12 protein-coding genes, 2 tRNA genes and 1 rRNA gene are annotated in these 14,460 nt (G+C 42.5%); 13 read left to right on the plus strand and 2 right to left on the minus strand.

Going from position 1 to position 14,460, the window contains the following annotated elements; genetic code table 11:
* Window positions 1–72 precede the first annotated feature (72 nt).
* The 3 genes from iscX to A3K91_RS03240 all read left to right on the plus strand — a co-directional run bounded on the left by iscX (window position 73) and on the right by A3K91_RS03240 (window position 1,290).
* Window positions 73–282: a Fe-S cluster assembly protein IscX gene (iscX, locus tag A3K91_RS03230; RefSeq protein ID WP_021812734.1), complete on the plus strand. Its 210-nt coding sequence runs from the start codon at window positions 73–75 to the stop codon at window positions 280–282.
* Window positions 283–346: 64 nt separating this feature from the next.
* Window positions 347–832 carry a GyrI-like domain-containing protein gene (locus A3K91_RS03235; RefSeq protein WP_062843978.1) on the plus strand — a complete coding sequence of 162 codons (486 nt, stop codon included), beginning with the start codon at window positions 347–349 and terminating at the stop codon, window positions 830–832.
* A 239-nt stretch (window positions 833–1,071) separates the two neighbouring features.
* The gene (locus tag A3K91_RS03240; RefSeq protein WP_062843979.1) at window positions 1,072–1,290 is read left to right on the plus strand and encodes a hypothetical protein; all 219 of its coding nucleotides are present in this window, start codon (window positions 1,072–1,074) and stop codon (window positions 1,288–1,290) included.
* Between the two features lie 142 nt (window positions 1,291–1,432).
* Here A3K91_RS03240 and dapE read toward each other — a convergent pair whose 3' ends face one another.
* Both dapE and A3K91_RS03250 read right to left on the minus strand, forming a co-directional pair.
* Window positions 1,433–2,650 carry a succinyl-diaminopimelate desuccinylase gene (gene dapE, locus A3K91_RS03245; RefSeq protein ID WP_062843980.1) on the minus strand — a complete coding sequence of 406 codons (1,218 nt, stop codon included), beginning with the start codon at window positions 2,648–2,650 and terminating at the stop codon, window positions 1,433–1,435.
* A 51-nt stretch (window positions 2,651–2,701) separates the two neighbouring features.
* Window positions 2,702–3,457: a 2OG-Fe(II) oxygenase gene (locus tag A3K91_RS03250; protein ID WP_062843981.1), complete on the minus strand. Its 756-nt coding sequence runs from the start codon at window positions 3,455–3,457 to the stop codon at window positions 2,702–2,704.
* A 141-nt stretch (window positions 3,458–3,598) separates the two neighbouring features.
* Here A3K91_RS03250 and A3K91_RS03255 point away from each other — a divergent pair, with 141 nt between their 5' ends.
* The 10 genes from A3K91_RS03255 (at window position 3,599) to A3K91_RS03300 (ending at window position 14,331) form a co-directional block, all read left to right on the plus strand.
* Window positions 3,599–4,474, plus strand: a complete 876-nt coding sequence (locus A3K91_RS03255) for a 23S rRNA (adenine(2030)-N(6))-methyltransferase RlmJ (protein ID WP_062843982.1) — start codon at window positions 3,599–3,601, stop codon at window positions 4,472–4,474.
* A 42-nt stretch (window positions 4,475–4,516) separates the two neighbouring features.
* The gene (gene pssA / locus A3K91_RS03260) at window positions 4,517–5,413 is read left to right on the plus strand and encodes a CDP-diacylglycerol--serine O-phosphatidyltransferase (protein WP_084387240.1); all 897 of its coding nucleotides are present in this window, start codon (window positions 4,517–4,519) and stop codon (window positions 5,411–5,413) included.
* A gap of 897 nt (window positions 5,414–6,310) precedes the next feature.
* Entirely contained in the window at window positions 6,311–7,342 is a 1,032-nt protein-coding gene (gene cyoA, locus A3K91_RS03265; RefSeq protein ID WP_084387241.1) for a ubiquinol oxidase subunit II, read from the plus strand.
* A 14-nt stretch (window positions 7,343–7,356) separates the two neighbouring features.
* Window positions 7,357–9,360, plus strand: a complete 2,004-nt coding sequence (cyoB, locus tag A3K91_RS03270) for a cytochrome o ubiquinol oxidase subunit I (protein ID WP_228139896.1) — start codon at window positions 7,357–7,359, stop codon at window positions 9,358–9,360.
* Window positions 9,357–10,064, plus strand: coding sequence for a cytochrome o ubiquinol oxidase subunit III (cyoC, locus tag A3K91_RS03275; RefSeq protein WP_228139897.1), 708 nt, complete (start codon window positions 9,357–9,359; stop codon window positions 10,062–10,064). Before cyoB ends, cyoC begins: the two co-directional genes overlap by 4 nt.
* Complete coding sequence (cyoD, locus tag A3K91_RS13920; RefSeq protein ID WP_084387242.1) at window positions 10,061–10,660, plus strand: cytochrome o ubiquinol oxidase subunit IV; 600 nt, start codon at window positions 10,061–10,063, stop codon at window positions 10,658–10,660. The genes cyoC and cyoD overlap by 4 nt, the downstream gene beginning before the upstream one ends.
* Before the next feature lie 161 nt (window positions 10,661–10,821).
* Window positions 10,822–11,724, plus strand: a complete 903-nt coding sequence (cyoE, locus tag A3K91_RS03285) for a heme o synthase (RefSeq protein WP_062843983.1) — start codon at window positions 10,822–10,824, stop codon at window positions 11,722–11,724.
* A gap of 836 nt (window positions 11,725–12,560) precedes the next feature.
* A 16S ribosomal RNA gene (locus tag A3K91_RS03290) occupies window positions 12,561–14,099 on the plus strand.
* A gap of 72 nt (window positions 14,100–14,171) precedes the next feature.
* A tRNA-Ile gene (locus A3K91_RS03295) sits at window positions 14,172–14,248 on the plus strand.
* 7 nt (window positions 14,249–14,255) lie between these two features.
* Window positions 14,256–14,331 (plus strand) — tRNA-Ala (locus A3K91_RS03300).
* Window positions 14,332–14,460: the final 129 nt, after the last annotated feature.

The raw sequence follows: 14,460 nt of genomic DNA on the forward strand, positions 1-14,460 counted from the left end.
ATTAAGTCGATAACATGGTTTTATAAAAACGACTGATATTTTATAAAAATGATTAACCATTAAGGAGCCACTATGACCCCGCAAAAACTAAAATGGACAGACAGCTTAGACATCGCGATTGAGCTTTATGAAAAATTTCCAGAGACAGATCCGCAATACATACGCTTTACCGATTTGCATCGCTGGGTGACTGAGCTTGAAGGTTTTGATGATGATCCGCAAAAATCAAATGAAGGCATCTTAGAAGCCATTCAAATGAATTGGATAGATGAAGCCGACTAATTGTTTCGGTTTTTTAACGTTGCCATCCATAAAAATTCAATAAATAAATTAAAAAGGCCGCATCATGACATCACAAATTAAAGAGTTATCAGAAGCGATAGCTTGCAGTGGCATTAGCGTACGTACGACCAACAACGCTGAGATTAGCTATGAGACCGCCAAGCTGGGTAGATTATGGCAAAAGTTTTATCAAAATCATGCAGGTCAACTTCCTGAAGGCGAAGACATTTATGGTATCTATCATAACTATGAAAGTGATGATTTAGTCGGTGCTTTTGATGTGGTCGCTGGTTGGCAGACAACTAATGAGCAAGAGGAAGTAGCGTCAACAGATAATGTAGTCGCGGTAGAGATTCCTGCTGGCAAGTATTTAGTATTCTCTGAGCAGGGCAATATGCCCAATACGGTCATGAATGCTTGGGAAAAAGCTTGGGAGTATTTCAATACGGCAGACTGTGAGCATACTCGAACGTTTAATGTGGATTTTGAGCGTTATATCGATGGTAATCTAGAGTACGGTCAAGTGGATCTTTATATCGGTATTGAATAGAGACAGTAAGCTGCCTATAAATTAAACTACAAGAGTATTTTTTATATGTATAGTATGCGTTGATGATATAGTAATCCTATTCATCAATGACTCAATCACTTCTAAACTAAATATTCAGTTATCGAAAAATCGCTGGTTTAAGATTACGAAAACTTACTCAGCCTTTTCCGTTTTACAGTATATTCAATAGTATGTCTATATGAGAAGGTTCTCAAAGACGTTAAGGGTGGACAGTAGACATGGACAATGATGATGATAATATTTCAGTTTATGAGTTAGGAATAATTAAGAATGCACTGCGTGGACGCGTATTGGATGTAGAGAATTTTAGAACAGAAGGTATGCTTAGCGAAGATGAGGAAGACATGAATAATAAAGTTGACGCTTTCCAAGCAGAGCTAATCAACATACAGCAAAAACTTGAAGACCTTCCGGCCGATCAAGGTATCAATCTTTAGAGCGTTCTTAATTCATTTAATCTCCAAGAAATTATCGATATATCACTCAAATATACGGTTTTTAGCAATTGAAAATAAGAAAAAAGCGCCTTCTATATGAGAAGGCGCTTTTTTTAATCTTATACGATTGAGATTAGTACCATTAATCTAACAACAGGTTCTCTAAAATCCCTTCATAAATCTGCGCAAGTCTTCCTAAGTCATCCACTTCTACTTTTTCATCAACCTGATGAATCGTCGCATTACGTACACCAAGCTCTACAACTTGTGCACCTGTTGGCGCGATAAAACGTCCATCTGATGTACCGCCAGAGGTGGATAGTGTGGTATCGACATTGGTTACGGTTTTGATGGCTTTTTGACAGGCTGAAACCAATTTACCTTCAGGTGTCAAGAATGGCTGACCGGATAATTTCCAATTAATGTCGTAACTGGCCTTACTATCCGCAAAGTATTTATCAAAGATAGCGTGCGTTTTTGCTTTTAGCGCATCTTCTGTGGTTTCCGTTGAAAAACGAAAGTTAAAGACCACTTCTAAGGTTTCAGGAATGACGTTGGTTGCACCCGTACCGCCATTGATATTTGATATTTGCAAAGACGTCGCTGGGAAATAGTCATTGCCTTCGTCCCACATGGCATCAGTCAATTCTGCCAAGGCTGACATGGTGGCATGAATAGGGTTAGAGGCCAGATGCGGATAAGCGACATGACCTTGCTTACCAGTGACCGTAAGTACTGCGCCCAATGAGCCACGGCGACCGTTTTTGATAATGTCGCCAAGTGTGTCGGTACTTGATGGCTCACCAACAAGACAGTAAGTGATTTTCTCATTACGCGCTTCTAAGGTTTCAATGACTTTCACTGTGCCATTGACTGACGGCCCTTCTTCATCAGAGGTGATTAAAAACGCAATAGAGCCATTATGCTCAGGATTGTTTTGCACGAAGCGTTCGGCTGCGATGGTAAACGCCGCAATGCCAGTTTTCATATCGGCGGCCCCGCGTGCCCATAGATATCCATCTTTGAGGGTTGGGGTAAAAGGTGGATACGTCCAATGACTTTCATTACCTGTGGGTACTACGTCAGTATGACCAGCAAAGCAAATGACGGGGTCAGTCGTGCCACGGCGCGCCCATAAGTTTTTGACTTCGGCATGTTCGCCGCTTTGTTTTCTATCACCAAAGTACATAAACTCACAGTCAAAGCCCGCTTGCTCTAATCGTGCCGACAATATATCTTGGCAACCATCATCGTCTGGTGTCACTGAAGGACGTTCGAGCAATTCGATGCTCAAATCTAGCGTCGCTTGTTGGTGAGTCGTCTGTTGATGAGCGTTGAATTGAGTGTTTGCATCAGACATGAATAAACCTTTTATATAAAGTCAATATTTAGAGTTAAAGTTGAAAATGATTTAATTGTTTTCTTCCACAAATGGGACCAAACCATCTCGGCGCATCCAAGTGGCAATAGAATAGCGCTGACGGTGGGCTGTTTGCACTTGATGTCGTAGATCGCTATCGAAGATGATGAGTCTATTGGCAACTGGCATCACTTCATGATGAACGCCATGTTTATCAACAACTTCTAGTGCGCCGCCGTCAGTAGGTTCCCAGTCATCATTGAGATAAAATACCGCTGAAATAACGCGTTCATCACGTCCAGCAGGATTGTCACTGTGCCACTTATAGCCAAAACCAATTGGATAGCAGGCGTAATGTGCTTCACTATGCCGAATACCGGCGAACAAGCTACGATTGAATAAGGAGGCCAGGGCATTGATGCTTTGCAAGTAATAATAGCCTGCAAAGAAGTTTTCAGTGATCCAGCGTATTCTATCACCGCGTATATCACTAATACGAATGCCATCGGTTAGGGCAGCATCCCGATAGTCGATAAAACCACTTTCAGCCTGTAGCGCAAGTAATGTCGTCTTATCAAATACATTATCAATAATGAGCCAACCATCAGTGACAAATGCATCGAGCTGTTTGTCCGTCAGCTTATCTTCCCAGTTCACTGCAAAATCAGACAGTTGCAATACCTCTTGGGTTAGCGGCTGCTCAGTATCATTGTGGCCATGTGGAGACAGTAAAGGGGGATTGTCCTGACCGATCGGATTCTGGGCCACGATGTCTGTCACGTCAAGATTGCTAATAATCTTCGTCATTTCATCTCATTCTTATCAATCAGCTGTCAATATACCGTCAATTAGCCTGTTTTTATTGAAAGCACTTACTAAAACCACATTATCTTTTACTCTGCCTATGCTACCATAGATGCAATTTTTCTTATTTAAACTTTTGAGATTATGAACTATAAACACGCCTACCACGCTGGTAACTTTGCTGATGTGGTTAAACACATTTTATTGGTACAACTGCTTAATCAATTGGGGCAGAAAAACAAACCTTTTTATGTGCTTGACGCCTATGGCGGTCGTGGACTGTATTCACTGAGCAGTGAAGAAGCGCGCAAGACAGGAGAAGCCAAAGGTGGTATCCAAGCTTTATTGCAAGCAGATACCGAAAAGGCACCATCTGCTGTCAAAGATTACATGGAAGGCATTAAGCAAGCCAGATTCACTTATGACAGCAAAGTGTATCCTGGTTCTCCTTGGTGGGTTGCTCATCATATTGAAAAAAATCCTGAGGCAGGCGTTCGTGGTGAGGCGTTTGAAGCCAAAGCCACCGAATATGATGCACTAAATTATCAACTACATAAGTTGCCAATCGGCATTCAACATCGAGATGCTTTTGAAGGGATTACGGCCGTTATTCCACCAAAAGAAAAACGTGGCCTAATTTTTCTTGATCCCCCTTATGAGCAAGAGCATAAGGATTTCACGCGTCTCATCAATCTATTAGTCGCTGCTTATAACAAATGGCCTCAAGGCACGTATGCGCTTTGGTTCCCTATTAAGAATATGGAAGCGGTTGAGCTGTTTTATAAAAAGCTTAAGCGTACCGAAATGCGTCGCCAGCTGGTGTGTGAGCTAAACATTTATCCAAACGATGTAGCAGTAGGTCTGAACGGCACGGGTTTATTGGTTATCAATCCGCCTTGGCAATTCGACAATCATGCGCGTGAAATATTACGCTTTTTACAGCCTGCATTAAAGGTAGCAGACGCACCAGACTTAACGCCTGATAGTGCGACCAATGTGCGCTGGCTGGTCGGCGAGTAACCATGCTAGCAATGACGCCATGTTGGTAATAAGGATATTGAGATGACTAACAAGCAGCCACCAAGCAACCAATCAGATAATACACCGCTAAATGATGGATTGTTACAAGACAGTGCGGCCACCCAGCCGCCCTTCGTCGACGAGCATGAGTTCAATATTCGCCTAGCGGATAATGACAGTTATGATGGCTTGACCTTTGAGGTGATTGAAGCAGAAGTCGCGGAAGGCAAGCGAGTGGTTAGCCGCGGCGTTTATTTAGCGCCCAATTTGATTACGACCTTGTCTCTACTGTCAGGCTTTTACTCGATCTTAGCGAGTACGCAAGGCGAGTTTTATAAAGCCTCGCTAGCCATCTTTTTGTCTGCCATTTTGGATGGTGCAGATGGTCGCGTTGCGCGGATGCTGAATGCACAAAGCCCTTTTGGCGAGCAATATGACTCACTGGCGGATATGTTAGCATTCGGTGTGGCACCCGCTATCTTGATTTATAGTTTTGCTCTGCAGTCATTAGGTCGTATCGGCATCGGTTGTGCCTTTGTCTTTACTGCTTGCGCGGCATTCCGTTTGGCACGGTTTAATGTGCAGGTTGGCATCGTTGATAAAAAATATTTTGTTGGTTTGGCCAGCCCACTTGCTGCTATTTTAGTCACGTCTGCAGTGATGGTTGCCATTGATCATAATGAATGGATAGGGCAATACGATACGGCAATCATGTTGTTGTTTGCTGCTTGGGTAGTAACTTGTGGTTTGTTAATGGTCAGCAATGTTAAGTACTACAGTTTTAAAGAATTTGACAAAAAGAAAGTGCCTTTTGTGGTTCTGATCGTCGGTGTGCTGGTAATGAGTATCGTGCTATATGATATACCAGTAGGTATCTTGGCCATTGGGGTTATTTATGCGTTGTCAGGTATTGTCACCACTTTACGTATGCGTTTCTAACCTGGCTTAATGCTCATACAGATATGTTCTTTGATATCTATAGTTGATACTAAATGAATAATTTTATAATGAGACATGTTGCCTATTGAGTGCAATATGTCTCATAAAGAAGTAAGGCACGACGTTTTGTATGTATGTTTATAACCCTTGTCTATATAAGCTTTATATCCCTCTTATTGAATATAAATATCCTTCATTTTACTTTCTGCTAGCCTCAGTTGTTCGTCGCTTTCGTGAGCCGAACAGCCAAGCTTATTCCCCCCGTTTTATAGATACTATCCCAGTCTCCATTGACTCATAAAACCTCTCTACGCTATCTTCATTCTCTCTCATACTCAAAAATACAAAAATTTCAAGCTCAATTTATAGCTTTTGAATAGTGAAAACATGTTTTTTTATTTCTATTTTGTTGCAGATAGTGCTTTTTAAAAAAAGAGGCGTATAGTGTGTGTGAATTAGATAAGCTTGCTTCTGAAGGTTTTATACCTTGTATATTGTGTGTAATATTGTTCTGGCATTCAGACAAAATTTAACATTGGAGTAAGCTTTTCTGAATTATTGATACCCTCTTAGTAAATCGATTTACCAATTCCCAATCTCACAGGATTAAAAAACAGAGCATAACTGCTACTGTTTTTTAATCCTGTGTTACTTATTTGATTAGGTAGATGAACGTGAGATTTACTTTATTGGTTATTGTTGCAATCTGTTGACCTTGTTTGCACTCTTTACAGCGTTAGAATTGCCGTATATTTTCTTTGCTAAATTAAGAGTATAAATAAGGTAAAAATCGAGCGTCATTTCTTTGCTGTCGGCTACAAGCTAATGACAGTTATAGAATGTCTCTAAAATTTAGCAAATATTAACAAAATTGACCGAATATAAGGTTAACAAGGCATGACGTTTTTCAAATTACCAATCTGGCTCAAAGCCAACTTAGTAGTCTTGATAAGCAGCTTGCTCCTGACCGCCTGTGATACAGGGATATTAGATCCCAAAGGCGAAGTTGGCGTGCAAACTAAAGAGCTTCTCATTGTTACTACTATCTTGATGTTGATTGTGGTTATACCAGTCATCGTCATGACAGTCTGGTTTACCTACCGCTATCGTGCGGATAGACCAGATGCTGATAAAGACTTCGATCCGCAGTGGTCACACAACACTTGGATTGAAATAGTAATGTGGACTATCCCCATTATTATTATCGCTATCTTGGCTGTGATTACGTGGAAAAGTACCCACGCACTCGATCCCTATAAGCCGCTAGAGACGACAAGCGAAAATCCACCGCTTGTGATTCAAGTTGTGGCGCAAAACTGGAAATGGTTGTTTATCTACCCAGAGCAAGATATTGCCGTCGTCAATGAGCTTTATATGCCTGTAGATCGACCAGTTAGCTTTAAGATTACCTCTGATTCAGTCATGAACTCATTCTTCATTCCGAGACTTGGTGGCCAAATTTATGCCATGTCAAGCATGGTAACGCAGCTACATTTAGTTGCCAATGAACCAGGTATCTATAATGGGCTATCTTCTAATTATAGTGGTCCTGGTTTTTCAGATATGAAGTTCTTAGTTCATGCTGTTGACAATCAAGGTTTTGATAATTGGGTAGCTAAAGTTAAAGCTGAGGACAATAAAGTTCTTGATACCGCTGTCTATGAAGAATTAGCGAAACCATCAGAGAACCATGCCATCGAATACTTCAAATCGACGCAACCTAATATGTTTGATTATATTGTGAATCAGTATGGTTCAGATACCAAACAACAAAATCAGTTTGTAGCGCCAAATGAAGTCAACCAGCGTGATAATGAAGTCGCTGTGGTAGAAGGTATAGAGTCTGATTTGAAGGAGGATGGTGAAGGTAGTATCAACCCAGCAGCGCCATCAAATAAAGATGATGCGCAAGAAGATGACGCTCACTAATAGGAGAGGCGACTATGGAAGCAATACTCGGTAGATTGTCCCTCGAGGCAATACCTTACCATGAGCCTATCATTATGATGGCTGGTGGTATGATGGCCTTGGCTGGGCTAGCGGTTTTAGTTTTTCTAACCAAAAAGAAGCTTTGGGGTACACTTTGGCATGACTGGCTAACCTCAGTTGACCATAAAAAAATTGGTATCATGTATATCGTTGTAGCCATCGTTATGTTACTACGCGGTTTCAGTGATGCCATTATGATGCGTACCCATCAGATGCTGGCCAACTATCCTGAGACAGGATATTTGCCTCCGCATCACTATGATCAGATTTTCACGGCCCACGGCGTGATCATGATTTTCTTCGTCGCTATGCCATTGGTTGTAGGACTAATGAATGCGATTGTACCTTTACAGATTGGCGCACGTGATGTGGCCTTTCCGTTCCTAAACTCATTGTCGTTTTGGCTATTCGTTACTGGCGCTCTATTGGTCAACGTCTCGCTAGTAGTTGGCGACTTTGCCGCGACAGGCTGGTTGGCTTATCCACCATTATCAGAGCTAAACTTCAGTCCGACAGTGGGGGTGGATTATTATATCTGGGCCTTGCAGTTATCAGGATTAGGAACGTTGCTGACGGGTGTCAACTTCTTAGTAACTATCTTAAAGATGCGTGCCCCTGGCATGAATCTGATGCATATGCCTATTTTTACTTGGTCAGCACTTTGTACCAATATCTTGATCGTTGCCGCTTTCCCAGTATTAACCGCAACGTTAATTATGCTGACGCTTGATCGCTACTTTGGTATGCACTTCTTTACCAATGATGCTGGCGGCAACGTCATGATGTATATCAACCTGATTTGGATTTGGGGTCACCCAGAAGTTTATATCTTGGTATTACCAGCTTTTGGTATTTTCTCAGAAGTCATATCGACTTTCTCGCAGAAAAAACTGTTTGGCTACGTCAGTATGGTTTATGCCATTCTCGTCATTGCTGTTTTAAGTTTCATCGTTTGGTTGCATCACTTCTTCACGATGGGCTCAGGCGCCAATGTTAATGCCTTCTTTGGTATTACCACCATGATTATTGCCATTCCTACAGGGGTTAAGGTCTTTAACTGGCTGTTTACCATGTATCGCGGCAAGATTATTTTTGGTACCCCGATTATGTGGACCATTGGTTTTATCATTACCTTTACGGTTGGTGGTATGACAGGCGTTATGCTAGCGGTTCCTGGTATTGATTATGTGTTGCATAACAGTCTGTTCTTGATTGCGCATTTCCATAACACCATCATTGGTGGTGCGGTATTTGGTTATTTTGCAGGCATTGCATTCTGGTGGCCGAAGATGTTTGGCTATCGTTTGGACGAAAAATGGGGCAAACGCGCTTTTTGGGGTTGGATCATTGGTTTCTTCACAGCCTTCATGCCGCTATATGTTCTAGGTTTCTTAGGTATGACACGCCGTACCAACCATTATGCTAATGATTCATGGCAGTTCTGGTTAATCATTGCTGCTGTTGGTGCTTTTATTATCATGTTCGGTATTTTCAGCCAGTTGATGATGTTCTATGTCAGCTATCGCGACCGTAAACGTCTTGCTGATGTTAGTGGTGATCCTTGGAATGGTCGTACTTTGGAGTGGAGCACACCGTCACCTGCACCGTTTTATAACTTTGCTCAGTTGCCGGTCATTAACGATCTTGATGCCTTAGCTTATCTGAAAGACAGTGGTTGGACGTCAGACAAAGCGCCTAATTACTACAGCCCAATACATATGCCTAAAAATACAGATTCTGGTGTGATTATTGGTCTGCTGACCTTTGTCTTTGGTTTTGCTTTTGTTTGGCATATCTGGTGGTTAGTAATAGTGTCTTTCTTCGTCATGATTTTCTTTGTTATTCGTGAAGCCAATAAACGTGATATCGATTATATCGTACCGGTTCATGAAATTGAAAAAGTTGAAAATGCTTACTATGAGCGTCTTCGTACGGCACACGCAGGAGACGGATTATGAGTGGTACCGAAAGTATGAATAAACATGAAGTAAATAGTAATTTGCCAGACGACAACGGTGAGGAGTTGTTGCCGTCTGATGATCATAACAAAGGCAATATAGATTACTTTAACCATAGTGACCCGCACCATCCAGACCATTTGGATGCACAGGGCAATAAAGTCTTGGGTTTCTTTGTTTATTTGATGACCGACTTGATTTTGTTTGCGACGTTTTTTGCCACTTATGCAGTGTTGAATGTTGGTGTGGCAGATGGTCCAGGTCCTAAAGATATTTTCGACCTTAAGTTTGTTTTAGTTGAGACCTTCTTGCTACTAATCAGTAGTATTACTTTTGGTTTTGCTATGCTTGGTGCTTATCAGAACAACATGGCAAAGCTTAAGACTTGGCTGATTATTACTGCATTATTTGGCATGGGTTTCATTGGGATGGAGATCTATGAATTCCATCACCTGATTGTCGAAGGCTTTGGACCTGATCGCAGTGCTTTCTTATCGAGCTTCTTTAGCTTAGTCGGTTTGCATGGTATCCACGTAACAGTCGGTATCTGCTGGTTATTCTTTACGCTGTTCCAGTTAAACAAATTTGGTCTTTCTGAGCGTATGATGACGCGTTTAAGATGTCTAAGTCTGTTCTGGCACTTTTTGGATATCGTGTGGATTTGCGTCTTTTCACTAGTGTATCTAGTAGGAGTGGCATTATGAAAAATGAAAATTTGCATGCAGCTCAGCAGGCTCATGCACATGGGGATGTCAGCCACGGTCAGAGCAGTCATGGTAGTAAAAAGAGTTACCTTACCGGCTTTGTACTATCGGCAGTCTTAACGGTCATTCCGTTTTGGCTAATAATGAGCGGTACAATGTCAGGGACCAGTGCAATTTGGATGATTGGTATCTTTGCAGCTGTACAGGTTTTTGTACAAGTTTACTTCTTCTTGCATATGGACTTTAGCCCTGAGCAGCGCAATACGCTTTATAGCTTTTTGTTCACGTTGTTTGTGGTTGCGATTGTCATGGTCGGTTCTTTATGGATCATGCATAACGCTAACGAACACATGATGCCTGGCATGGGTCAAGATATGAATATGGACATGGGTATGGGTATGGACGAAGAGATGCCTATGCAAATGCCTACCAATGCAGATGGTACACCTCGATTAGACCGTGAGCTTGAAGGTTTTGAGGATAGGTTAAATCTACCAGATACGTATCAACCTCATACGCAGGGTAATCCTGCTACCACGCAAGAAGATCACTCAGATATGTCTGATCATTCAGACATGCCTGGAATGCAACAGTAGGGCAGTCACTGCCGTTATTATCTGCGCTATTAATTTGGCGTATGTAAGCTATCGCAAATGCCCCAATGATGGGTCGCTGGTTGAGGACTCATCATTGTTCTAGATGGTAATATTTTACCGATGTAATTAAGGTATTTGACGATATTAACTGATGGATAATCATGAATAAACTTGCACAGTTAAAACTCGATGTTGCCAAACAACCGCTTGTTCAGGTGATCAAACCTGGCATCGTCTTTGGTAATGCTATCACCGTGTTGGGTGGCTATTTTTTAGCCGCTAAAGGCAACCCCGATTGGCTGGTATTGCTTCAGGTCTTAATCGGGACCTTAACCGTCATAGCTTCTGGTTGTGTGATTAATAACATCATCGACCGTGATATCGACTCAAAGATGCAGCGCACTTGTGATCGTGTTTTGGTCACAGGCGAGCTCTCTATTGCGCATGCGATACTGTATGCGATTGTATTACTGGGCATTGGTGTATTATGTCTAGCAGCTACCACGCCATTGGCTCTGTATTCGGCGCTGTTCGGCTATGTCGTTTATGTCGGATTTTATAGTCTGTATTTCAAACGTCAATCCGTTTGGGGTACGTTTATTGGGAGCTTCTCTGGTGCTATTCCTCCAGTGATTGGTTATGCCGCGCTGACGCCTTCTATTGATGGTGTGTATTGGGTGCTATTTGCAATGTTTGCCATTTGGCAGATGCCGCATGCGTATGCCATTGCTGTATTTCGCAAAAAAGACTACAGCGCAGCCAGTATTCCTGTACTACCAGTCAAGCACTCGTTTAGAACAACCCAGTGGCATATTGCCATCACTATTGCTCTTTTCTTAATTGTGGGTAGTTTGCTCACAGCGTTAAATGCAACTGGCTATTGGTATTTGGGAGTTCATCTATTGTTATCAGGTTATTGGCTGTTTATCGCCATGAAACCGATTAAGGTCGATAGCGAACAAGACCAAGTTCAACAACAGATAAAATGGGCGTATAAAATCTTTGGACTATCCATTATCATCATGATGGCATTATGTTTGATGATGGCGATTGATTACGTATAGAGTTGATTGGTTGTAGACAGTTCAGCAGTCATGATTCCAAAAGCTGGAACCATTGTAGCTCCAATCTTAAATATTGTTAATGAATACCACTAAAAAGCCACTAGCATGTATAGTGGCTTTTTTTATGTCCATTGATCTTATAAGAGCTATCTACCTATTAAACCCTCTTTCTTATAAATAAGCCAAACTATTAAAATCTATAACTCATTGAAAAATATCTAGTATTCAAAATGAGGTAGGATAAATCAACAATTAACTCGAATAAGCGCTTGCCAACGAGATAAAACCCCGTATAATGCCACCCAGTCGAAAGGGAAGGTTAGTTGGATATCTGATTGATTCAGGTCATTCAAACAAACTTAAAATAAACCCTTGACACTAAGAATAAAGCGTCTATAATACGCACCTCATTAAGGCAAAGCAGTTAATAACTGAGTGAGTAATCACTAAAATTAGCGAGCTAACTTATTGAAACGAATTAAAAAAGAAGCTTGACAGTCTATTAAATCATGATATGATAGTCAGCTCGCTAATTAGGATAAGCCACATTGGCTATGTAATAATTAGTTAAGAGATAACTGCTACTGGACGACAGTGACAGGCATTATTTAAAAGCATAACTAAAGAACAACTTGTGTGGATTTTTGCTGATTCAGAATGCTAAAAAATAAAGTTGACTATTTTCTCTTTTCGGGAAGATTATTAACTATAAAAATTATCATTTAAGACAGCAGAAAAACTCAAAGTTAATTCATTACGAACATAATTTTTAGCGATTTTGCCAGATTAGATGAGCCAAGTTTAGAAGCTTCTTTAAAGAGCTTCATAGCAAGATTAAACTGAAGAGTTTGATCATGGCTCAGATTGAACGCTGGCGGCAGGCTTAACACATGCAAGTCGAGCGGTAACATTTCTAGCTTGCTAGAAGATGACGAGCGGCGGACGGGTGAGTAATACTTAGGAATCTACCTAGTAGTGGGGGATAGCTCGGGGAAACTCGAATTAATACCGCATACGACCTACGGGAGAAAGGGGGCAACTTGTTGCTCTCGCTATTAGATGAGCCTAAGTCGGATTAGCTAGATGGTGGGGTAAAGGCCTACCATGGCGACGATCTGTAGCTGGTCTGAGAGGATGATCAGCCACACCGGGACTGAGACACGGCCCGGACTCCTACGGGAGGCAGCAGTGGGGAATATTGGACAATGGGGGAAACCCTGATCCAGCCATGCCGCGTGTGTGAAGAAGGCCTTTTGGTTGTAAAGCACTTTAAGCAGTGAAGAAGACTCTTCGGTTAATACCCGGAGACGATGACATTAGCTGCAGAATAAGCACCGGCTAACTCTGTGCCAGCAGCCGCGGTAATACAGAGGGTGCAAGCGTTAATCGGAATTACTGGGCGTAAAGCGAGCGTAGGTGGCTTGATAAGTCAGATGTGAAATCCCCGGGCTTAACCTGGGAACTGCATCTGATACTGTCAGGCTAGAGTAGGTGAGAGGAAGGTAGAATTCCAGGTGTAGCGGTGAAATGCGTAGAGATCTGGAGGAATACCGATGGCGAAGGCAGCCTTCTGGCATCATACTGACACTGAGGCTCGAAAGCGTGGGTAGCAAACAGGATTAGATACCCTGGTAGTCCACGCCGTAAACGATGTCTACTAGTCGTTGGGTCCCTTGAGGACTTAGTGACGCAGCTAACGCAATAAGTAGACCGCCTGGGGAGTACGGCCGCAAGGTTAAAACTCAAATGAATTGACGGGGGCCCGCACAAGCGGTGGAGCATGTGGTTTAATTCGATGCAACGCGAAGAACCTTACCTGGTCTTGACATATCTAGAATCCTGCAGAGATGCGGGAGTGCCTTCGGGAATTAGAATACAGGTGCTGCATGGCTGTCGTCAGCTCGTGTCGTGAGATGTTGGGTTAAGTCCCGCAACGAGCGCAACCCTTGTCCTTAGTTACCAGCGGGTTAAGCCGGGAACTCTAAGGATACTGCCAGTGACAAACTGGAGGAAGGCGGGGACGACGTCAAGTCATCATGGCCCTTACGACCAGGGCTACACACGTGCTACAATGGTAGGTACAGAGGGCAGCTACACAGCGATGTGATGCGAATCTCAAAAAGCCTATCGTAGTCCAGATTGGAGTCTGCAACTCGACTCCATGAAGTAGGAATCGCTAGTAATCGCGGATCAGAATGCCGCGGTGAATACGTTCCCGGGCCTTGTACACACCGCCCGTCACACCATGGGAGTTGATTGCACCAGAAGTGGTTAGCCTAACCGTAAGGAAGGCGATCACCACGGTGTGGTTGATGACTGGGGTGAAGTCGTAACAAGGTAGCCGTAGGGGAACCTGCGGCTGGATCACCTCCTTATAGACAGCATTCGGTCAGCAAGAATTCACAACAAGTTGTTCTTTAGTTTAAGCTTACGTTTTAGGACGTATTGGGTCTGTAGCTCAGCTGGTTAGAGCACCGTGTTGATAACGCGGGGGTCAGTGGTTCAAGTCCACTTAGACCCACCATTTATATGGGGCCATAGCTCAGTTGGTAGAGCGCCTGCCTTGCACGCAGGAGGTCAACGGTTCGACTCCGTTTGGCTCCACCACTACTTTAGTTAAGCTTAGGATGCGAATAAATAAAATAGGTATCAAATAGAAACAAGTGATTTTAATAAGATTACTTCTTTCTGTTTTATACGGAAATCTATGACTCGACGAGAGCATAGAGACTATTT

The organism is Psychrobacter alimentarius (genome assembly GCF_001606025.1).
In the GTDB taxonomy this organism is placed as follows: Bacteria; Pseudomonadota; Gammaproteobacteria; order Pseudomonadales; family Moraxellaceae; genus Psychrobacter; species Psychrobacter alimentarius.